At 64.7% G+C, this 21,071-nt stretch carries 15 protein-coding genes; 4 read left to right on the top strand and 11 right to left on the bottom strand.

The genetic code is table 11. The features are described from left to right. Nucleotides 1-303: 303 nt before the first annotated feature. The 5 genes from glcF to GWL_RS15445 form a co-directional block, all read right to left on the bottom strand. A complete protein-coding gene (glcF, locus tag GWL_RS15425; protein ID WP_008331855.1) occupies nt 304-1,548 on the bottom strand; it encodes a glycolate oxidase subunit GlcF in 1,245 nt (414 codons plus the stop codon). A 24-nt stretch (nt 1,549-1,572) separates the two neighbouring features. Further along, the gene (gene glcE, locus GWL_RS15430; RefSeq protein WP_008331858.1) at nt 1,573-2,646 is read right to left on the bottom strand and encodes a glycolate oxidase subunit GlcE; all 1,074 of its coding nucleotides are present in this window, start codon (nt 2,644-2,646) and stop codon (nt 1,573-1,575) included. A 2-nt stretch (nt 2,647-2,648) separates the two neighbouring features. Then, entirely contained in the window at nt 2,649-4,136 is a 1,488-nt protein-coding gene (locus GWL_RS15435; protein ID WP_008331860.1) for an FAD-linked oxidase C-terminal domain-containing protein, read from the bottom strand. Between the two features lie 251 nt (nt 4,137-4,387). Next, complete coding sequence (locus tag GWL_RS15440; RefSeq protein WP_008331861.1) at nt 4,388-5,278, bottom strand: LysR substrate-binding domain-containing protein; 891 nt, start codon at nt 5,276-5,278, stop codon at nt 4,388-4,390. Between the two features lie 125 nt (nt 5,279-5,403). Further along, nucleotides 5,404-6,819 (bottom strand): FAD-binding oxidoreductase, encoded by a 1,416-nt coding sequence (locus tag GWL_RS15445; protein WP_034350970.1) that lies wholly within the window; start codon nt 6,817-6,819, stop codon nt 5,404-5,406. A 307-nt stretch (nt 6,820-7,126) separates the two neighbouring features. Here GWL_RS15445 and GWL_RS15450 point away from each other — a divergent pair, with 307 nt between their 5' ends. Continuing rightward, complete coding sequence (locus GWL_RS15450) at nt 7,127-7,681, top strand: cob(I)yrinic acid a,c-diamide adenosyltransferase (protein WP_008331863.1); 555 nt, start codon at nt 7,127-7,129, stop codon at nt 7,679-7,681. Nucleotides 7,682-7,712: 31 nt separating this feature from the next. On the opposite strand, the gene GWL_RS15455 is transcribed toward GWL_RS15450, so the two are convergent. From GWL_RS15455 to GWL_RS15475, 5 genes are all read right to left on the bottom strand, one after another. Next, on the bottom strand, nt 7,713-9,056 hold the full coding sequence (locus tag GWL_RS15455) for a DUF3999 domain-containing protein (protein ID WP_008331864.1): 1,344 nt from the start codon (nt 9,054-9,056) through the stop codon (nt 7,713-7,715). Further along, nucleotides 9,053-11,941, bottom strand: coding sequence for a DUF2339 domain-containing protein (locus tag GWL_RS15460; protein WP_008331866.1), 2,889 nt, complete (start codon nt 11,939-11,941; stop codon nt 9,053-9,055). Before GWL_RS15460 ends, GWL_RS15455 begins: the two co-directional genes overlap by 4 nt. 208 nt (nt 11,942-12,149) lie before the next feature. After that, a complete protein-coding gene (gene dxs / locus GWL_RS15465) occupies nt 12,150-14,015 on the bottom strand; it encodes a 1-deoxy-D-xylulose-5-phosphate synthase (RefSeq protein WP_008331873.1) in 1,866 nt (621 codons plus the stop codon). A gap of 91 nt (nt 14,016-14,106) precedes the next feature. Beyond that, on the bottom strand, nt 14,107-15,054 hold the full coding sequence (locus tag GWL_RS15470) for a polyprenyl synthetase family protein (protein ID WP_034350971.1): 948 nt from the start codon (nt 15,052-15,054) through the stop codon (nt 14,107-14,109). Next, nucleotides 15,054-15,338 (bottom strand): exodeoxyribonuclease VII small subunit, encoded by a 285-nt coding sequence (locus GWL_RS15475; protein ID WP_008331876.1) that lies wholly within the window; start codon nt 15,336-15,338, stop codon nt 15,054-15,056. The genes GWL_RS15470 and GWL_RS15475 overlap by 1 nt, the downstream gene beginning before the upstream one ends. A 267-nt stretch (nt 15,339-15,605) precedes the next feature. Here GWL_RS15475 and GWL_RS15480 point away from each other — a divergent pair, with 267 nt between their 5' ends. The 3 genes from GWL_RS15480 (at nt 15,606) to GWL_RS15490 (ending at nt 18,783) form a co-directional block, all read left to right on the top strand. Then, a complete protein-coding gene (locus GWL_RS15480) occupies nt 15,606-16,727 on the top strand; it encodes an aromatic ring-hydroxylating dioxygenase subunit alpha (RefSeq protein ID WP_034350972.1) in 1,122 nt (373 codons plus the stop codon). Between the two features lie 230 nt (nt 16,728-16,957). Then, entirely contained in the window at nt 16,958-17,875 is a 918-nt protein-coding gene (locus GWL_RS15485) for a DMT family transporter (protein ID WP_008331881.1), read from the top strand. Nucleotides 17,876-17,925: 50 nt separating this feature from the next. Beyond that, nucleotides 17,926-18,783, top strand: a complete 858-nt coding sequence (locus tag GWL_RS15490) for a sulfurtransferase (RefSeq protein ID WP_008331882.1) — start codon at nt 17,926-17,928, stop codon at nt 18,781-18,783. Nucleotides 18,784-18,862: 79 nt separating this feature from the next. On the opposite strand, the gene GWL_RS15495 is transcribed toward GWL_RS15490, so the two are convergent. Beyond that, nucleotides 18,863-21,064, bottom strand: coding sequence for a chemotaxis protein CheA (locus GWL_RS15495; RefSeq protein ID WP_081486081.1), 2,202 nt, complete (start codon nt 21,062-21,064; stop codon nt 18,863-18,865). Between the last annotated feature and the right edge of the window lie 7 nt (nt 21,065-21,071).

Consider the following 21,071-nt stretch of genomic DNA (forward strand, 5'->3'; position numbering starts at 1 on the left):
ACGATGATGTATGGCTTGCGGGCGGCGCCGGCCGGTGCGGTGACAGGGGCGCCATGCTTTTGGATGGTCAGGAAGCGTCAGTTTCTGATGAGAAACCCTGACCGTTTTTTCCCGCCGCGCGGAAAAAAGGACGAAGCTTATTGACTTATGCCCCTTGCCGTCAAGCCGCATCGAATAAATAGGGTCAAAATGCCTCGGGGGTGATCAAAAAGCCCACAAACAGGCACAAAAAAGCCCCGCAAAGCGGGGCTGGTGTTGTGTTGCGGGAAACTTCACGCGGACCGGACGAGTGTCAGCGCATCGTCAGGAAGGTGCTTGCAGGGCGGCGTCCAGCAATTCGATCCAGTGTCGCACCGGGGTCTCGGTCCCGGATTGCAGGTGCGTGACGCAACCGATGTTGCCGGTGACGATCATGTCCGGATCGGTGGCCTGCAGCTTGCTGATCTTGTTGTCGCGCAGACGATAGGACAGCTCCGGTTGCAATACCGAATAAGTCCCCGCCGAACCGCAGCAGAGATGGCTGTCGGCACAAAGTTGTACATCCACGCCGGCCGCGCGCAGGATGCCTTCGACCTTGCCGCGGATCTTCTGGCCATGCTGCAGGGTGCAGGGCGGATGATAGGCCACGCGCTTGCCGTTGAAATCCCTGAGCTTGTGCTGCAGCTGCTGTTCGAACTCGGGCAGGATCTCGCTGATGTCGCGCGTCATGTGGGAGATGCGGCGCGCCTTCTCGGCATAGTCCGGATCGTGTTGCAGCAGGTGGCCGTATTCCTTGACGGTGGCACCGCAGCCCGAGGCATTCATGACGATGGTATCGGCACGGATACCATCGCGGCCTTCAATGTAGGGCCACCAGGCGTCGATATTGCGGCGCATGTCGTCCAGGCCGCCATCCTGATCATTGAGGTGATAACGGATGGCACCGCAGCAGCCGGCCTTGGGCGGCGCGAACAATTGCACGCCGAGCGCATCGAGCACGCGCGCAGTGGCGCTGTTGATGTTGGGGGCCATCGACGGCTGCACGCAACCTTCAAGCAGCAGCATCTGGCGCGCATGGGTGCGCGTGGGCCAGGTTCCGGCCTCCTGCGGCAGCGGCACCTTGTTCTGCAGCAGCTTGGGCAGCAGCGGGCGCACCATCTGCCCCGCCTTCATGGCCGGACGGAAGATCCACTTGCGCGGCACCAGTTCCTTCAGGGCGGTGCGCAAGACACGCTCGCCGAAGGGACGCTGCACCTGCTCTTCCACCACCTTGCGGCCGATGTCGACCAGTCGTCCGTACTGCACCCCGGACGGGCAAGTCGATTCGCAGTTGCGGCAGGTCAGGCAACGGTCCAGGTGCGATTGCGTGGCGGCCGTGGCGGGCTTGCCTTCGAGCACCTGCTTGATGAGATAGATGCGGCCGCGTGGCCCGTCCAGTTCATCGCCCAGCAATTGATAGGTGGGACAAGTGGCGGTACAGAAACCGCAATGCACACAGGAACGCAGGATGCTGTCGGCTTCCTCGCCGGCCTGGGTGTTGCGGATGAAATCAGCCAAGTTGGTCTGCATGATGATCGCTTGGAAAAGAGGCGCTTACAGGCTGGCGTACAGGCGGCCGGGATTGAAGATGCCCTGCGGGTCGAATTGCTGCTTGAGACGGCGATGGATCATTTCCACCGCGGGCTGCAAGGGATGGAAGACACCGATGCCCTTGTCACCGCCGCGATGCAGGCTGGCGTGACCACCGACGGCCAGTGCGGCGGCACGGATGGCGACGGCATCCACATTGGATTCCGGACGCAGCCAGCGCTGTGCCCCGCCCCACTCGATCAGCTGGCGGCCCGGCAGGTCGATGGGCGGGGCCACCGACGGCACGGACAGACGCCACAGCGGGGCTTGCAGGTCGGCGAAGAAGGGATGCGTCTGCTCGCGCAGGTCGGTCCAGTAATCTTCCGGATTGCTTAATTCGGTGCCACCCATCTTTTTGATTGCTGAATCCACGGCGGCCTGTGCGCCCGACAAACGGATGGTGAGCACATTGTTGACCCAGGCGCTGGCTACCAGCGGCAGGGGTTGTCCTGCGCTCTGGTTCAGCAGGCGCAGCGCGCCCTCCTGGTTGATCTCGAAGACGCGGGTGCTGCTGGCAATCGGTCGCGGCAATACTTTCAGCGAGACCTGCAGGATCAGGCCCAGGGTGCCCAGCGAACCGGCCAGCAGGCGCGAGATGTCGTAACCGGCGACGTTCTTCATGACCTGTCCGCCGAAGTGCAGTTGCTCGCCCTGCGCATCCATCAGCACGGCACCCAGCACGAAATCACGCACGGCGCCGGCACTGGCGCGCGAGGGACCGGACAGACCCGCAGCCACCATGCCGCCGACGGTGGCCGCGCCGCCGAAGCGCGGCGGCTCCCAGGCCAGCATCTGATTGTGCTCGGCCAGGGCGGCATCGATCTCGGCCAGCGATGTCCCGCAGCGGGCGGTGATGACCAGCTCGGTCGGCTCGTAGTCGATGATGCCGCGGTAGGCGCGCGTGTCGAGCACGTCACCGGTGGGCTCTTGTCCGTACCAGTCCTTGGTGCCGCCACCACGGATCTGCAGAGGGCGACCGGAGAGGATGCGTTCGCGGAAGGAGGCCAGCACGGCCTCCATGTCTTGTTGTGCTTGCATGGTCAGAATCTCGGCAGATCGGGGAAGCGCAGCTGGCCGCGCTGCACGTGCATCTTGCCGTACTCGGCACAGCGATGCAGGGTGGGAATGGCCTTATCCGGATTGAGCAGGAAGGCCGGGTCGAAGGCACGCTTCAACTTGAAGAAGGCCTCGCGCTCGGCGGGAGAAAACTGTACGCACATGGAGTTGATCTTCTCGATGCCCACGCCGTGTTCGCCGGTGATGGTGCCGCCCACTTCCACGCACAGCTCCAGGATCTCGGCGCCGAACAGTTCGGCACGGTGGAATTCGTCGGCGATGTTGGCATCGAAGAGGATCAGCGGATGCAGGTTGCCATCGCCCGCATGGAAGACGTTGGCGCAGCGCAGGCCGTATTTCTTTTCCATCTCGGCGATGCCCAGCAGCACCTGCGCCAGCTTCTTGCGCGGGATGGTGCCATCCATGCAGTAGTAGTCGGGCGAGATGCGGCCCGCCGCCGGGAAGGCATTCTTGCGGCCGGACCAGAAGCGCAGGCGCTCGGCTTCCGACTGCGAACAGGCAATCGCCGTCGCGCCGCTGGCGTTGAGCACGTCGGTCATGCGGCCGATTTCTTCTTCCACTTCTTCCACGGTGCCGTCGGATTCGCACAGCAGGATGGCTTCGGCATCGATGTCATAGCCGGCTTTCACGAACGGCTCGACCATGCGCGAGCTGGTCTTGTCCATCATCTCCAGCCCGGCGGGGATGATGCCGGCGGCGATCACGTTGGCCACCGCATTGCCGCCTTTGACCACATCGTCGAAGGAAGCCATGATCACGCGCGCCGCCTGGGGCTTGGGCACCAGCTTGACGGTCACTTCGGTGACCACGCCCAGCATGCCTTCGGAACCGATGAAGACGGCCAGCAGATCCAGTCCCGGCGCATCCAGTGCGCCACTGCCCAGTTCCACCACTTCGCCTTCGATGCTGACCATGCGTACGCGCAGCACGTTGTGCACCGTCAGGCCGTATTTCAGGCAGTGCACCCCGCCCGAATTCTCGGCCACGTTGCCGCCGATGGAACAGGCGATCTGCGAGGACGGGTCCGGGGCGTAATACAGGCCGTGCGGGGCGGCCGCTTCGGAGATGGCCAGGTTGCGCACGCCGGGCTGGACCACGGCGGTGCGCGAATATTTGTCCAGTTTGACGATCTGGTTGAACTTGGCAGTGGAGACCACCACGCCATCGGCAATGGGCATGGCCCCACCAGAGAGGCCGGTACCGGCGCCGCGCGGCACGATCTGCACCTGCAGTTGGTGGCAGGTCTTCATGATGGCGACGACCTGCGCCTCGTTCTCGGGCAGCACCACCACCATGGGCAGCTGGCGATAGGCGGCCAGGCCGTCGCATTCGTAGGGGCGGGTATCTTCCTCGTCGAACAGCACGCAGTGCGCGGGGACGACCCGGCGTAGCGCATCGACGACTTCGCGCTGGCGGGCCGGCGCGAAGGACGGTTGGGCGGGAGCATTCATGCTGGACCTCGGCGGTAAGCTAGGCAGGCGTGCGGCGCTGGATGTCCCTCTTCTTGCATCCGGTGCTGCGGCTCACGCTGTCTCGTTTGTTGTCGACCCGCATGGGGCGGGCTTTTTCAGTCCGACAAGTGTAACGAATTTTGCCGCTCTGCACGGTCCCCTGTTGTCTGACGGCCCACTGAAAAGAATTTCCGGCCGCCGTGAATTATTTTCAGGGCGGCCGGACCAGAGAGAGGTGATGCAAAGGCGAGTCAGATGTTGCGGAAGGCGTTCTGGATCCAGCTGATGAAGGTATCGACCTCGGGCCGCTCGCGCACGGCGCGTTCGTAGACCACGTAATACGCATGCGGCGGGGTGCGCAGGCGCACGTCGAACAGTTCCACGATCTCGCCCCGGGCCAGCAGTTCTTCGGCGAAATGCTGGCGCGTGAGGCCGATGCCGTAGCCATGGCGCACGGCTTCCAGCAACAGGCCCAGGTCATCCACGCGCAACCCCGCCGAGGGTTCCACCCAGTCTTTCAGACCGGCCGCCTCGAACCAGGGCTGCCAGGGTTCCAGTGCCGAACGCAGCAGGGTCGCATGCTGCAGGTCGGCGGGCGATTTCATCGGCGGCAGGGTCTTCAGGTAGCCGGGGCTGGCCACGGCAAAGGCAGGTTCTTCGAACAGCTTCTCGGTGATGATGTTGGGATAGTTGCCGGCCCCGAAACGGATCTCGACGTCACTCTCCGACAGCGACAGGTCATACAGCGGCACCGACAGGTAGAGCTCGACCACGATCTCCGGATGACGCTGGGTGAAGTCGGCAATGCGCGGCATGAGCAGGTGGCGCGCGAAGGTGGGCGGCAGCATCACCTTGATCTTGGGCTGCACGGCGGCATTGCGATGGGGCATCGGGAAATCGGTCAGCGTACGCAAGGCGCTGCGGACCACGTCCAGATAGCGCCGACCGAATTCGGACAGCCCGATGGAGCGTCCATCGCGATAGAACAGGCGCTCGCCGACGAATTCTTCCAGCAGACGGATCCGGTGCGACAGCGCCGAGGGGGTAATGCACAACTCCTCGGCGGCAATCGCGAAGGAGTTGTGGCGGGCTGCAGCCTCGAAGGCGGACAGGGCATGGACGGGGGGGAGGCGGGTAGCCATGGATGGTGGATTCCTGCAGCGGTTCAAGCAAAACTGATGAAAACTAACATTGCGTTACCGAAAAACTAAAAGGGCAAGAGCATGAAACCAGGTTTTTCTTCCCTGGCCTGCCTGACACATCGACCTCACTGCTCCCAGCGCAGGATCTTGCCGGGGTTCATGATGTTCTTCGGATCGAGCGCATGCTTGATGGCGCGCATGACGGCAATGGCGCCGTCGCCATGCTCCTGGATCAGGAAGTCCATCTTGTGCAGGCCCACGCCGTGTTCTCCGGTGCAGGTGCCATCCATGTCGAGGGCACGCGCCACCATGCGGGCGTTGACGCCTTCGGCGCGGGCGATGTCGGCGGGGTCATTCGGATCCACCATCATCTGCACGTGGAAATTGCCATCGCCGACATGGCCGATGATGGCGTGGATCAGGCCCTGCTCTTCGCAATTGGCCTTGGTGGCCAGCACGCATTCGGCCAGGCGCGAGATTGGTACGCAGCAGTCGGTAGAAATCGCGCGCGCCCCCGGACGCAATTGCAGCAGCGCGAAGTAGGCGTTGTGACGGGCGGTCCACAGGCGTGTGCGGTCTTCGGGACGGGTCGCCCATTCGAAGCCGAGGGCATGAAATTCGCGGGCGATGTCCTGGACCAGTTCGGCCTGTTCCTTGACACCATTGTCGCTGCCATGGAATTCAAACAGCAGCAGCGGATTGACCGGCAGGTTCAGCTTGTCGTGGGCATTGATAGCGCGTACGCCATTTTCATCGAGCAGCTCCACGCGCGCCAGGGGCACGCCCATCTGGATGGTCTGGATGACGGTGTTGACGGCGTCGGCGACGGTGGGGAAAGAACAGATCGCCGCCGAAATGGCCTCGGGCTGGGGATACAGACGCACGGTCACTTCGGTGATGATGCCCAGCGTGCCTTCGCTGCCGACATAGATGCGGGTCAGGTCGTAGCCGGCCGAGGACTTCTTGGCGCGGGTACCGGTCTTGATGATCTCGCCCTGGGCGGTCACCACCGTCAGGGTCAGGGTGTTTTCCTTCATCGTGCCGTAGCGCACGGCATTGGTGCCCGATGCGCGGGTGGAAGCCATGCCGCCCAGCGAGGCATCGGCACCGGGGTCGATGGGGAAGAACAGTCCCGTATCCTTGATCTCCTGGTTCAACTGCTTGCGGGTGACACCGGCCTGGACGGTGGCGGTCAGGTCTTCGGCATTGACGGCCAGGACCTGGTTCATCTGCGACAGGTCCACCGTCACGCCGCCCTGCAGGGCCAGCACGTGGCCCTCCAGCGAGGTGCCGGCACCGTAGGGGATGATGGGAGTGTCGTACTGGCTGCAGAGCTTGACGAAGGCGGCGACTTCCTCGGTGCTGTGGGCGAAGACCACGGCATCGGGCAGCATGGGATCGTAAGAGGATTCATCGCGACCGTGGTGCTCGCGCATGGCCAGGGTGGTGGAGCAGCGCTCGCCGAAGAGGGCCTTGAGCTCGTCGAGCAGGGCCTGGGGCACGGGGCGTTTCAGTTTCCGGGCGTCAACTAGGTGATTCATGCAGATTCTCTCAGGGGTCTGGTGTCTCGGTTCTTGTTATGGTCTTGTGCGGGAAGGATGCAGGGGCCGGTGAAGCGGCATCGCTCGCCGCTCCAGTGGACTGACCACTGATCCAATCGGTGAATTTTACTCTCTTGCGGGCGCGAATTTGCGCAAATGTCGGCGCCCAAGCCGCGCAGTCAGACAAATCAAGTGAATTGTTTACGCAATTTTTCCAGCAGGCGCGGCGCGCCTCGCAAGGTGTGGGAAACACTTGCCTTGGCCCTTGCTTGCGCTTAAGCTGCCCGGCGAATCAACAAGGAGCATGATGGGTAACCGACTTTCCAAGATCGCCACCCGCACGGGCGACGATGGCAGCACCGGCCTGGGCGATGGCAGTCGCGTGGGCAAGGACAGCCTGCGCATCCAGGCACTGGGTGATGTGGATGAATTGAATTCGCAGCTGGGCCTGCTGCTGTGCGAGACGCTGCCGGCTGCGCTGCGGGAGGAACTGGTGTCGATCCAGCACGACCTGTTCGACCTGGGCGGAGAGCTCTGCATTCCCGGTTATACGGTGCTGGCCGATGCGCACCTGGCGCGGCTGGATGCGCTGCTGGAGAAATACAACGCCACCCTGCCCCCGTTGAAGGAATTCATCCTGCCGGGCGGCTCACGCACGGCGGCGCTGGCACATGTATGCCGCACTGTGTGCCGCCGCGCCGAGCGCAGCGTGGTGATGCTGGAAAAATCGGAGGCGGGGGTGAATGCCCCGGCACGGCAGTATCTGAATCGCCTCTCCGACCTGTGCTTCGTACTGGCGCGCGTACTCAATCGCGAAGCGGGCGGGCAGGACGTGTTGTGGGAGAAGGGGCGGGAGCGCTGAGCGCACTCCCGCTGCGAGGCGAGGACGAAGGCTACTGCGACGCGTCGGTCGGTTTGCTGCGCGCCAGACGCCAGGCGATCCCGCCCAGGGTGGCAACGGCGAGGATCAAGGTCATCCAGAGCACGATGTGGCGGGCACTGGCCGCAATGCGCGGCTCCTTTTCCTGCGCCATCGGCAGCCGTACACCCAGCGTGGCGATGCCCGTCTCGGGATGCGCGCCCATCAGCAATTCCCCGGTCGGCTGCGCCACCGCCGTGAGCGCGGCATTGCCCGCGCCGATCCTGAACGGCGCTGATCCCCGTGCTACGAAGGTCAGCTGCGCCGGGCGCCAGCCCAGGCTCACCTGAGGCAAGCCACTGCCGAGGCCGCCGTTGCGCATGTCCACCAAGATGCGCCAGTCACGCGCGGACGTGGCCTCGAATTGCAACGGTGCCGAGCGCTCCTCTCCTGACTTTCCTTGCAAGCGGAACGCGGTTCCCGTGGCGATGCCGCGCCAGGCTGCCTTGGCATCATCGCGGCTCTGCAAGCTGACCTTGGCGATGGTATTGGGCTGCGGCAAATCGATGCGCAGGCTTTCTACCGGATAGACGCCGCCGCTGGCGAACACATATTCTCCCGCCTGGCTGCCGGCTCGGACCTGCGCTGCGGCCTGCCAGCGCAAGGGGGCGGCGCCGCTCCCGGCGACTGGCTCCGCCAGCAAGGTCTCGGATGCGATCTCGGCGATTTCGGGCATGCCATCGGGCCAGCTCAGCCGCAGGTAGCGTTGTCGCAATCCTTCCAGCGCCACGCGCTCCTGGCGCAACTGCTTGTCGTTCGCGGAGGCGTTGAGCAGCTCGGCTTCCCCCACGGCGTGCCACTGCGTCAGGTCCGCGCTGCTTTCCACCCGGACGCGGCCCTGATATTGCGCCCCACGCAGATGAATACGCAAGGCGCTGACGGCTGCCTCCCGGCCCAGATCGACCAGGACGGTATCGTCAGAGGCGCGCGGCGCGGCGGGCGCACCAAGCTCGGCGCGCAAGCTACCATCGGCCCCCAGCAAGACCCCCAGCCGGCCCTGGCCAGCCGTCCTGGCCGCCGTGGGCACGGCAAACCAGTTCACCGGCGCCAGCACCGCGCGCTGGATCGGGGCGGGAACGCTGGCCGCCTCCAGCGAGAACGGTACCTGCTCTCCGGCCCCGTTGAGGATGCGTACATCACCCAGGTCGCTGCGCTGGCTGGCCGCATAAATCTCCGGCGGCAAGCGCATGCGGTAATACGGACCGGTGCCGCTCACGGTGAGCCCATACCATTGCGTCACGACCGGCGGCGGCGCCTCACCGGCCTGCGCCACCAGCGCCACCAGGCTGGCGCAGAAACCCATCATCATCCGCTTCATGGCTTGACCTCCTCTGGCGTAGCCTGCCTGGGTGGCAAGGGCGAGAAATACCCCACCAGCAACAGCAGCACCCCGACCCCGATGAAGGCCACAATCCTTTCCAGGCCCTGGATGCGCGAGAGGTCGAACAGGAACAGCTTGATCACCGTCCCCCCCAGCAGGGCGCCACCGGCGAACCACAGCATGCGCATGCCGCCGCGCGTGGCAATGACCTGCATGGTGAGCGCGCACAAAGCCCAGAACACCGTCAACGCGGCCTGGGCCAGCGCGGAATGCGAAATGTCGGCCAGCGTGTACGGCAGCCCGGTCCAGTGATGCAGGGTGCGCAGCAGCAGCGCGTTGAACCACAGGAACACCGTGGCGAATGCCAGATAATTCATTTCCACCGGCGGTTCACTCACCTTCAGTTGGCGCAAACGCCCTATCCATGCGGCCACTGCAACAAAGGCCAGTAATTGCGCTACGTCCAGGGGGTTGAGCAGGGGCAGCCAGAACAGTGGTGCGGCGTCGCCCTCGCTGGCGGCACTGCCGATGCTCCAGACCCACAACAGCAGCGCCAGTGGTGCTGCGCCCCAGACCTGGTAAAGCCAGGCATGCGCGGCCACCGGCCAGCGCAGCCGGGAACCCAGGGTAGCCACCGCCAGCAGGCACAGTCCCAGTCCATAGGCCCAGGCGCTCCAGCTCCACGCGCCTTCGGGGACGAATTGGCGCAGGCGCCAGTAGCCCTCGAAGGCCAGCAAGGCACACAACATCCAGAAACTGAGCAGGTGCTGCAGGGCATGGGGCGACCAGCGTGACGTCTCTTCGCGCTCTTGCCCCTTCTCCAGGCGCCACAGGATGGCGTAGGTCGACACCACGGCCAGCGGCCAGGCCAACCATCCCCAAGCGGTCAGCGGCGCCGCAGATGTGAGGAACAGGCCCAGTGTCAGCAGAGCCAGCAGCGGTGCCAACGCCTGCTCGACGCATCGGGCCAGCGGCCAGGCCAGCAGGCAACGTGCAGCATGTGCCAGCCAGGCCGTGAGAATGGCCCACAGCACCAGCGCCGGCAGGATGAAGGACACCGCCTCGGGGTAGGCCAGCGGGGCGGCGTGGGACTGGATCTCCCGCACTCCGGCAGCCGCCCACCAGCACAGGCCCCAGAGCGCAGCGGCCAGTCCCGCTTCGGGCAGCCAGACGTGCCAGCGTCCCGCATCGCTGCGCACCTGCAACCACCATCCGATGAAGAGCCCCGCCAGCGCGATCATCAGCATGAACAGGAAGCCGGCATTGGCCACGGGCAGCGCCGAGATGCCGACCGGCTCGCCCCAGGAAGCCAGGAAGGCCACTGCCGCCGCACCCTGCATCAGCAAGCCGGACAGCAGTGCCAGCAGCCGGCGCTGGCGCACCGACATCCAGACCAGGGCGGCTCCCTCGATCGCCCAGGCGGCACCGGTGGTCTGCCCGGAGAATGCGAAGGGCAGCGCCAGGGTGGCAAAGATGGCACCGAGCGCGAGCATGGCATCGAACAGCAAGCCCAGCCGCTGCCGCCAGCGCATCAGTCCCGCTGCGACCAGCAGATAGAAAGCCGACAAGGCCACGGCGCTCCAGGCCAGGCCGAAAGGCATGGACTTGACCATTGCCGCCTGCAGCGCCGTGGCGGCAATGGGCGTACCGAACACCAGCGTCCCATCCACATAATGCTGTACGACGCACTCGCGGCGCAGGGCATACAGGAGAGATATCCCGACATACATGAGCAGGAACAGCACCAGGAAGGCTTCGGTGCTGGCGAAATGCTCCGGAGCATAGGCGGTCGCGCCCCAGATCGAACCGATCACGAAGGTGAAGGAAAATCCCAGCAGGTTGAGCGCGCGCCAGGCCTTGAACCAGGCGATGGCAAAGATGCCGGCGTTGAGCAAGGCGTAATAGCTGAACAGTGCGACATGGCTGCCGCCGCCGCTACTGACCAGCACCGGCGCCAGAGAGCCGCCCGCGCTGCCCATGAAGGCCAGGGTAGCCGCATCCTGCCGGATCGCCAGAAAGGCGCTCAGGGCGCAGATCACCACCATCAGAGGCAAGGCCATGCCGGGGGCAATGAGCGCATACAGTTTGACTGCCGCAAAGACCGTGAGATACAGCACCCCCACCCCGCCGCCTTGCAGCAGGAGTCCGTACACGGTGCGACGCTCACGCAGGCGCCAGCCCAGCCCCAGCAGAACGGCTGCGCCCAGGGCGGTCCCGGCCAGACGCAATTCGATGGGCAGCAGGCTGTTGCTGGCAGCGTACTTGAGCAGGAAGGCGACGCCAAAGAACAGCACGATGATCCCCACGCGGACCACTGTATTGCCGCCCAGCAGCCAGTCCCGCGCTGCATGGAAAGCACGCTCCAGCAGGTCCGGTGCGGCAGGCATGGCAGGCGGCACCTCAGCTTTGCGCTGGGCAGTCGTGCTCGCCTGGACCGCAGGTGGATGCTCGGGTTGCGCAAGGGACGGGACGATGGCCGGGTCAGGCGCTGGTGCAAGCGATTCGGACACGGAGGACGCAGTGAGAGCGACAGGCTTGCTGTCGGCACGACGGGGCCGGACGTCTTCAGGGAGATCCGCCGCGATGGGCGGTTCAGGTTGAGGCAGGTAATGAGGGGATTCCCGGCGTAGCCGCTCCACCTCTTCACTGAGCATGTTCACCCGGTCTTCCAGCTGTCTCACGCGTGCGGCCAGCGAGGCCGTCGGTGCCGTACCGGTGAAGGCGGCCGGCGGCGCCTCTTCCTCGACCGGTGCAAACATCACGTTGCCGAGCCAGAAACCCAGCCCCGCTACCAGGATCATCGTGGGGCCGATGGACCAATCACCGGCCAAGGCCAGCACGATGCCCGCTATACCGCCGACTATCGTCAACACCCATCTCATGGGCCTCTCCTCATTTGAATTCTTGCAGGAAGATTTCAGGAGCGAGCGCGCACAGCCGCCGGTCACCCCTTCACGAAAAATATTTCCACAAGGAAATTATTTGAATGAACGAGGTCTTTGACCGGTGCGGCTGCAGGATGTTCAACCGATGAGAAAATGCGCCGCATCCCTCGGCTGCCGAGGGATGCGGCTGGCGGGGAAAGAAGCGTCAGCCGTTGTTGACGACCAGCCGGGTCTGGTCCTTGCCGAAACGCTGCACGATGGACTGGGCAATGCCATCGGCATCCAGCCCGCATTGCGCCAGCAGTTGTGCGGCATCACCGTGATCGATGAAGCGGTCCGGCAGGCCCAGGTGCAGCACCGGCTTGTTGATGCCGGCTGCGGCCAGTGCTTCGGAGACGGCCGCACCGGCGCCGCCCATGATGCAGCCCTCTTCCACCGTGACCAGCGCATCGTGGGAGGCGGCCAGTTGTTTGACCAGTTCCACGTCCAGCGGCTTGATGAAGCGCATGTTGGCCACCGTGGCATTGAGCTTGTCGCCCGCGCTCAGGGCGGGTGCCAGCAGGCTGCCGAAAGCCAGGATGGCGACATCCCGGCCCTGGCGGCGAATTTCGCCGCGGCCCAGCGGCAGGGTCTCCAAGGTCTTCTCCACTGCCGCACCCACGCCTGCACCGCGCGGATAACGCACTGCGGCCGGGCCGGGATACTGATAGGCCGTAGAGAGCATCTTGCGGCACTCGTTCTCGTCGGAAGCGGCCATCACCACCATGTTGGGAATGCAGCGCAGGAAGGCCAGGTCATAGTTGCCGGCGTGGGTGGCACCATCGGCACCGACCAGACCGGCGCGGTCCAGGGCGAAGGTCACGTCCAGGTTCTGCAGGGCCACGTCATGGATCAACTGGTCGTAGGCGCGTTGCAGGAAGGTCGAGTAGATCGCCACCACCGGCTTCATGCCCTCGCAGGCCATGCCGGCGGCGAAGGTGACGGCGTGCTGTTCGGCGATGCCGACGTCGTAATAACGTTTCGGGAAGGTCTTCTCAAAGCCCACCATGCCCGAGCCCTCGCGCATGGCCGGGGTGATACCGACCAGTTTTTCATCGGCGGCGGCCATGTCGCACAGCCATTGACCGAAGACCTGGGTATAGGTCAGCTTGCCGCCCGCGCTGGGCTTGATGCCTTCGCTGGGATTGAATTTGCCGGGACCGTGATAGAGCACCGGATCGGCCTCGGCCAGCTTGTAGCCTTGTCCCTTCTTGGTGACCACGTGCAGGAACTGCGGTCCCTTGAGCTGCTTCAGGTTCTGCAGCGTGGGGATGAGCGAATCGAGATCATGGCCATCGATGGGGCCGATGTAGTTGAAGCCGAATTCCTCGAACATGGTGGCCGGGACCACCATGCCCTTGGCGTGTTCTTCCAGACGCTTGGCCAGCTCCAGCACCGGGCCGGGCAGCACCGACTTGCCCACGTCGCGCGCCTTTGCGTAGAACTTGCCCGACATCAGGCGCGCCAGGTAGCGATTGAGCGCACCCACCGGCGGCGAGATCGACATGTCATTGTCGTTGAGGATCACCAGCAGGTTGATGTCCTCATGCACGCCCGCATTGTTGAGCGCTTCGAAAGCCATGCCCGCAGTCATGGCGCCGTCGCCGATGACGGCAATCGCATGGCGGTCCGAACCCTGCGTCCTGGCCGCCAGCGCCATGCCCAGCGCGGCCGAGATGGAGGTCGAGGAATGCGCCGTGCCGAAGGTGTCGTATTGACTTTCGATACGGCGCGGGAAGCCCGAGATGCCCTCCTGCTGGCGCAGCGTATCCATGCGGTCACGACGGCCGGTGAGGATCTTGTGCGGATAAGTCTGATGGCCCACGTCCCAGACGATGCGGTCTTCAGGGGTGTTGAAGACGTAATGCAGCGCGATGGTCAGCTCGACCGTGCCCAGGTTCGAAGACAAGTGGCCGCCGGTCTTGGAGACCGAGTCCAGCAGGAAACCGCGCAGCTCTTCGGCCAGCGGCTTCAATTGAGGGCGGGACAGGCGGCGCAGGTCGGCCGGGTCGTTGATGGTAGTGAGGAGCATCTGTTCTTACCGTGTTGGGATCTGAAGCCCGCGCCTGGCATATGCCGCGCGGTCCGTCTTCATGCCTGGGTTGTGTCGGTGATCGGGTCGCTCAAGTCTTTCTCTGCACGATCAGGTCGGCCAGCTCGCGCAGGCGGCGCGCCTTCTCGCCAAAGGGCAGCAGCGCCGCATGCGCGTTGCCGCGCAGTTTCTCGGCCAGCGCCTGAGATTCGGCCAGGCCCAGGATCGAGACATAGGTCGGCTTGTTGTCGGCCGCATCCTTGCCCGCCGTCTTGCCCAGCGTGGCCGAGTCGGCGGTGGCATCAAGGATGTCATCGACCACCTGAAAAGCCAGGCCGATGGCGCGCGCATACTCGTCCAGCGCGGCGCTCTCGTCGGCCGTCAGGGCCTTGCCGCCCAGCGCGCCCAGCAGCACGGCTGCGCGCAGCAGGGCACCGGTCTTGAGGCGGTGCATCTGTTCCAGTTCGGCCAGCGACAGGGTCATGCCGACGCTGGCCAGGTCAATCGCCTGGCCGCCGCACATGCCCACCGAACCGGCCGCCTGGGCCAGCAGGTTGACCATGCGCAGCTGGCGCGCCGAAAGACCGGGATCGTGCTGGCCGAGTTCGGCCTCCAGCGGCGCCGACAGGGTCTCGAAAGCCTGTGCCTGCAGGGCATCACCGACCAGCAGCGCAGTCGCTTCGTCGTACTGCACGTGCACGGTAGGCTTGCCGCGGCGCAGGGCATCGTCATCCATGCAGGGCATGTCGTCATGCACCAGCGAATAGACGTGGATCATCTCGACTGCAGCCGCAGCCCGGTCCAGCAGCACGCGCGGCGTGGCGAAGATGTCTCCGGCCGCGTAGACCAGCAGCGGGCGCACCCGCTTGCCGCCCTCCATGGCAGTGTAGCGCATGGCTTCATGCAGGCGCGCCGGCACTACCGAAGTCGGCGCCAGGAAGCGGTCCAGCACGTCTTCCATGCCACCCTGCACCTGACCAGTCCAGTCGGCAAAAGCTAGCGGGGCCTGCGCGCTGGCGGCCGGCATCTGTGCATTCATCAATCGTCCCCGGCGGAAGCGTCCGCTGCGTTGAAGGGCTTGAGCATGTCGCCCTCGAGCAGCTTGACCTGGCTGTCCACCTTCTCGAGCTGACCGGCACAGAACTTGACCAGTTCGGAACCGCGCTTGTAGGCGGCCACCGAAGCTTCCAGCGGCAGCTCGCCGGCTTCCATGCGGGCCACGAGCTGTTCCAGCTCCTTCATCGCGTCTTCGAAGGAGACAGGCAGGGCCTCGGCCGCCGCAGAGGCAGCAGCAGAGGATGCAGCAGCAGAGGTTCTAGGCATATCGACCCATTCAAAAATTCAGCCGGGTATTTTAGAACAAACCGGCGATCCCCAAGTCAATGAAGGGCGTGGAAATGTCGGGGCATTTCGAGCCGAGCTTGTAAATTCGGCCAATTTACTGGCATTTTGGCCACAAAACCCGGCCCCTTATGGGGGTTTTATGGCATAATCCACGGTTCTGTCCAAAATTTCCTCTTCATATTATTTGAACACAGGTTTTTGCGGATTTTCTTCCTTAGGTTGGTGCAAATTAATTTGGGGGCGGAAATGTCCGATCTTGCTACTTTTGCCAAATTGGCGCGTTCAAACGCGCAACTTCCAGTCCACGTCTACTTCGACGAACCGCTCCATCAGCGGGAACTGAAACAACTCTTCCAGCAAGGACCTCGTTACGTCGGCCATGAGCTGATGGTGCCCGAAGCGGGTGACTATGCCACGCTGCCGTGGGAAAACGAAGGCCGCATGCTGGTGCGCAATGCGCAGGGTATTGAACTGCTGTCCAACGTGTGCCGTCACCGCCAGGCCAAGATGCTTGATGGTCGCGGCCATGCTGCCAACATCGTCTGTCCCCTGCATCGCTGGACCTACGATCTGAAGGGCGAACTGATCGGCGCGCCGCATTTCGGCGAGACGCCGTGCATGAACCTGTCCAAGACTGCGCTGCAAAGCTGGAACGGGCTGCTGTTCGAGAACAACGGCGTCAACATCGCCGACAAGCTCAAACACCTGGGTGTGACGCGCGATCTGGATTTCTCGGGCTATCTGTACGACCACACCGAAGTGCACGAGTGCGACTACAACTGGAAGACCTTCATTGAGGTCTATCTGGAGGATTACCACGTCGAGCCCTTCCATCCTGGCCTGGGCAACTTCGTGAGCTGCTCCGATCTGAAGTGGGAATTCGGCCGCGACTACAGCGTCCAGACCGTGGGCGTGAACCACGGCCTGATCAAGTCCGGCTCGCCCACCTACGCCAAGTGGCAGGAAAAGCTGCTGCAGTTCTCCAACGGCAAGCCGCCCAAGTACGGCGCCATCTGGTTGACGCTCTACCCCAACATCATGGTGGAGTGGTATCCGCACGTGCTGGTGGTGTCCACGCTCTGGCCGACCGGTCCGCAGAAGACCACCAATGTGGTGGAGTTCTACTATCCGGAAGAGATCGCCCTCTTCGAACGCGAACTGGTGCAAGCCGAGCGCGCCGCCTACATGGAGACCTGCGTCGAGGATGACGAGATCGCCCAGCGCATGGATGCCGGTCGTCGTATACTGATGGATCGCGGCACCAGCGAAGTCGGTCCCTACCAGTCGCCCATGGAAGACGGCATGCAGCACTTCCACGAGTGGTATCGCCAGCAGCTGGACGTGCCGCAGGGAACCAGCACACCATAACCAGGCCCACAGGCCGCGCAGGGGGAAAGCAGATGCAGGCAACGCGGCAAGCTCACGACGGACGCAATCTGCGTCGTCATTGTCCGCCGCCCTCGCCCGACCTCTGCTCCTGCTGCACAACGGCAGCCCCGGTTCACGCCGGGGCTGCCGTTTTCTTTGGCACCGGCGCCTGCCCGGCTCTTACTGCCTGCGCCTTGCTCCTTCTCCCCTCACTCTACTGAACCGCCGCCATGCAATCGCTCTGGATGCTCGTTGCCTCATTCCTCTTTGCCGTCATGGGTGCGTGCGTCAAGCTCGCCAGCAGTTACTACTCGACGTCGGAGATCGTGCTCTGCCGGGGCGTGATCGGCGTGCTCTTCATCCTCGGTCTGATCCGTGTGCGCGGCGGCACGCTGCGCACCCCCTTCCCGCGCGATCACTTCATCCGCGGCGGCGTGGGCGTGATCTCGTTGTGGATGTGGTTCTACTCGTTCAGCCTGCTGCCGGTGGCGACGGCGACGACGCTGAACTACATGTCCTCGATCTGGATCGCGGTGATGCTGTTCGTGGCCGGCTGGTGGCAGGGACAGAAGAAATTTGAATGGGGACTGGCCGGCACGGTGGCGCTGAGCTTCCTGGGCGTGGCACTCTTGATGCGGCCTTCGCTCAATGCCGAGCAGTTGCTGGGCGGTGCCATCTCGCTGGCCTCCGGCGTACTCTCGGCACTGGTGTACCTGCAGGTGCGCAAGCTGGGACTGCTGGGGGAACCGGAGTACCGCGTGGTGTTCTACTTTTCTGCCACCGGCGTTCTGGCCGGTCTGATCGGTAGCGTGGTGACCGGCCGCGTACCGCTATGGCACAGCCATTCCTGGATCGGTGCACTGCTGGTGCTCATGATAGGCTTGACGGCCACCACCGCGCAGATTGCCATGACGCGCGCCTACCGGCTCGGCAATACGCTGGTCACCGCCAACCTGCAATACACCGGCATCGTCTTTTCCAGCCTCTTCGGGGTGCTGATCTGGGGCGACGCGCCGGGCTGGATCGGCTGGCTGGGCATGGCCATCATCCTGGCCAGCGGCATGTTGGCCACCTATCGCAACCAGCGCAAGACTCAGGCGCTGGCCAGGAACGTTCCCAAGGTGGACCCGATCGCCACCGAAGTGTGAATCACCGAATCCTGCCCGTCTGCAGGGCCTATGAACAAAAGGAGAGCCTCATGACCTATCAGACCCTCATCAGCGCCAGCGAGCTGAAGTCGCGCGCGCAATATCTGAACATTGTTGTCGTGGATTGCCGTCACGACCTGAGCAACCCCGCCTTCGGCCGCGAAGCCTACGCTGCCGGCCACCTGCCGCAGGCACGCTTTGCCCATCTGGATGAGTTGCTCTCCGGTCCCAAGACCGATGCCGCCGGGCGCTTCCACGGTCGCCATCCGCTGCCGGACCGTCAGCAGTTCGTGCAGGCCATGCGCGAGCTGGGCATCAACAACGACACCCAGGTGGTGGCCTATGACGCCCAAGGCGGCATGTATGCCGCGCGCCTGTGGTGGCTGCTGCGCTGGATCGGCCACGGCGACGTGGCCGTACTCGATGGCGGCATGGCGGCCTGGCAGGCACTGGGCGAGACCCTCACCAGCGAGATACCTGGACCGGCGGTGCCCGGCAACATCCAGGATCTCTCCTCGCTGGTAAAGACGGTGGATGCGCAAACCCTGCTGGACAATCTCAAGAGCCAGACGCTGCAGGTGGTCGATGCACGCGCACCGGACCGCTTCCGCGGCGAGAACGAAACCATTGATGCCGTGGGCGGCCATATCCCGGGCGCGAAGAATCGCTTCTTCAAGGACAATCTGCAAGCCGATGGCCACTTCAAGAGTGCCGCTCAACTGCGCGAGGAATGGCTGTCGGTGCTGGGTGACCCGCAGGCCGCAGTGATGCAGTGCGGCTCGGGCGTGACAGCCTGCCACAACCTGCTGGCGCTGGAAGTGGCGGGCTTGCCGGGGGCGCATTTGTATCCGGGCTCGTGGAGCGAATGGAGTTCCGATCCGCAGCGCCCGGTGGCCACCGGCCACTGACAGGCGCAGCCAGCGGTCCCTGGCGAACGTGTGCCTGGTGCGAACGCCGAAGCAGGCGCCGCTGGCCCGCCCAAGACCACTATCGTACGTTGGCAGCCGCCGCGCCGTCATCGACACGGCGCGAGCCGGCCAGCAGCAGCGGGTTGATGATGAGCACGATCTGCCCGTCTCCCAGCACGGTGGCACCGACCATGCCGGACAGCGTAGCCACCTGCGGCCCGACCGGCTTGACCACCACTTCGCGGTTGCCGCTGACGTGATCGGCCATGATGACCATCAGTTCATCGCCGTTCTTGATGAGCAAGGCAAAGGCCGAATCCGCATCACCACTGCCTGGCGGCGACACCGGCGGCGGCTCGTCCAGCAGGCTGTGCAGTGGATGCAGCGCCAGTTGCCGGCCATTGACCTCCAATGCGCGCTGCGCCAACGCCTGGCGCGCCTGTTGGCTGCGCAGCTGGATCACGCTGCCGATGAGGGTGGAGGGGATGGCGTACTGCTGCTGCCCGTGGTGCAGCAGGCAGACCTGCTGCACCGCCAGCGACAGCGGCAGATAGAGCGTGAAGAGCACGCCCTGCCCCGGCCACGAATGCACGGTGATGCGCCCGCCCAGCGCGGCCACTTCGGCGCGCACCACATCCATGCCGATGCCGCGCCCGGCCAGGGCCGAGACCTGAGCGCTGGTGCTGAAGCCGGGTTCGAAGATCAGCTCGGCCAGGCGCGCCTCGCTCCAGTGCTCCACGCCGGGCAGACCACGTTGCAGCGCCTTGCGGCGAATGGCGGCGAGGTCCAGGCCGTGGCCATCGTCGCGCACGCGGATGACGGCTTCATTGCCTTCGTGCCCGGCCTGGATGCGCAGGTGGCCGCTGGCCGGCTTGCCGGCCGCGCGGCGCAAGGGCGCCTCCTCGATGCCGTGTACGGCGGCATTGCGCAGCAGGTGTTCCAATGGCCCCATGAGGCGCTCCAGGATGGCGCGGTCGATCTGCAGGCGGCAGTCCGACAGGTCCAGCGCCAGGGGCTTCCCGGTTTCGGCCGCGACCTGGCGCGCCAGGTGCTGCATGCGAGGCTCCATGCTGTTGAACTTGACCATGCGTGCATGAATAAGCTCCTGTTGCAGCTCACGCGTGGTGCGACCTTGCAGCCGCAGCCCTTCCCGGGTTTTCATCACCCGCTGCAACAACTGCTTCTGGCGCGCCATGGCGGCCGCCAGGGCTGCTTCCATGACCTGGGCCAGCTCGCTCAGGCCTGCGCTGGCGTCACCTCGGGGGACCAGGCTGCCCTGCTCCAAGCCGCGCTGCCAGCGCCGCAACTGCCGGGCCAGGGAGTCCAGTTCTTCACCCAGTACGCGAGCATCGCCCTGCAGGGCGCCTATTTCATTGTCCAGCTGGGCACGGCTGATCGACACTTCACCCACCTGGTTCAGCAGCCTGTCCAGCACGGTGGTGCGGATACGTACCAGCGGCGCAGTCAGCCGTCCCTCGGCGGCCTTGCTGCCCGGCGCGGGGGCGGGCATGGTCGCGCTGGTGGCAGCACCGGGCAGGGCAACCAGGCCCTGCTCCAGGATGCTGAAATGTTCTACCGCCTGGTCATACAGGGCCAGCAAGGCAGCCACGCTGCGCGGCGCAGGACTACCGGGGCTGCCCAGCCGTTGCAAGGCGCCTTCCATGTCATGCAGGCAGCGGCTCAGGTGCAGTGCCCCCACCATGCGCGCGCTGCCCTTGAGCGTATGCAGGGGACGCGCCAGTTCGGCCAGCAGACTGCTCTCGACGGCATCGGGATGCTCGCCCTCGGGCAGCACCAGCAAGGTCTCGCCGATGCCGGCGATGAGCTCTTGCGCCTCCTCCAGGAACACCGGCAGCAGCACCGGATCGATGACTTCGGGCGGCAAGCGGGTCGCCGGCGTCAAGGCTCCGTCCAACTGGGCTGACAAGGTCTGGATGCCGGCTTCGATGAGATCTTGCAGGCCCGCCTGCACGCCAGCCTCGCTGCAGTGCTGCAGCTGTTGCAGCAGGCCCGAGGCCGACTCGGCAAAGACGCTGGCGCCGCTGTTGGCGGCGTAATCGCGCAGCGCCGCCAGCGTACGCAAGACCAGGGCGGGCAGTCGCGGCGCACCGTCTCCCTGACCGAGGCGGGCGGCCCAGGCGGCGCTTTGCTGGCGCACGATCACCAGCAGCGGACGCAAGGTCTCGCGCAAGCGTTCGTCAACGCCGCCCGGGCGTACGTCGGCTGAGGTGACGACCGAGGAAGGGCACTGGGCGGCTGGCATGTCGTGTCCGGTGATCATGGGCGGC

Source organism: Herbaspirillum sp. GW103, assembly GCF_000261365.1.
GTDB lineage: Bacteria > Pseudomonadota > Gammaproteobacteria > Burkholderiales > Burkholderiaceae_D > Herbaspirillum.

Coding starts and splice junctions, on each gene's coding strand:
- glcF (WP_008331855.1), bottom strand. CDS start 1,548: ATGCAGACCAACTTGGCTGATTTCATCCGCAACACCCAGGCCGGCGAG.
- glcE (WP_008331858.1), bottom strand. CDS start 2,646: ATGCAAGCACAACAAGACATGGAGGCCGTGCTGGCCTCCTTCCGCGAA.
- GWL_RS15435 (WP_008331860.1), bottom strand. CDS start 4,136: ATGAATGCTCCCGCCCAACCGTCCTTCGCGCCGGCCCGCCAGCGCGAA.
- GWL_RS15440 (WP_008331861.1), bottom strand. CDS start 5,278: ATGGCTACCCGCCTCCCCCCCGTCCATGCCCTGTCCGCCTTCGAGGCT.
- GWL_RS15445 (WP_034350970.1), bottom strand. CDS start 6,819: ATGAATCACCTAGTTGACGCCCGGAAACTGAAACGCCCCGTGCCCCAG.
- GWL_RS15450 (WP_008331863.1), top strand. CDS start 7,127: ATGGGTAACCGACTTTCCAAGATCGCCACCCGCACGGGCGACGATGGC.
- GWL_RS15455 (WP_008331864.1), bottom strand. CDS start 9,056: ATGAAGCGGATGATGATGGGTTTCTGCGCCAGCCTGGTGGCGCTGGTG.
- GWL_RS15460 (WP_008331866.1), bottom strand. CDS start 11,941: ATGAGATGGGTGTTGACGATAGTCGGCGGTATAGCGGGCATCGTGCTG.
- dxs (WP_008331873.1), bottom strand. CDS start 14,015: ATGCTCCTCACTACCATCAACGACCCGGCCGACCTGCGCCGCCTGTCC.
- GWL_RS15470 (WP_034350971.1), bottom strand. CDS start 15,054: ATGAATGCACAGATGCCGGCCGCCAGCGCGCAGGCCCCGCTAGCTTTT.
- GWL_RS15475 (WP_008331876.1), bottom strand. CDS start 15,338: ATGCCTAGAACCTCTGCTGCTGCATCCTCTGCTGCTGCCTCTGCGGCG.
- GWL_RS15480 (WP_034350972.1), top strand. CDS start 15,606: ATGTCCGATCTTGCTACTTTTGCCAAATTGGCGCGTTCAAACGCGCAA.
- GWL_RS15485 (WP_008331881.1), top strand. CDS start 16,958: ATGCAATCGCTCTGGATGCTCGTTGCCTCATTCCTCTTTGCCGTCATG.
- GWL_RS15490 (WP_008331882.1), top strand. CDS start 17,926: ATGACCTATCAGACCCTCATCAGCGCCAGCGAGCTGAAGTCGCGCGCG.
- GWL_RS15495 (WP_081486081.1), bottom strand. CDS start 21,064: ATGATCACCGGACACGACATGCCAGCCGCCCAGTGCCCTTCCTCGGTC.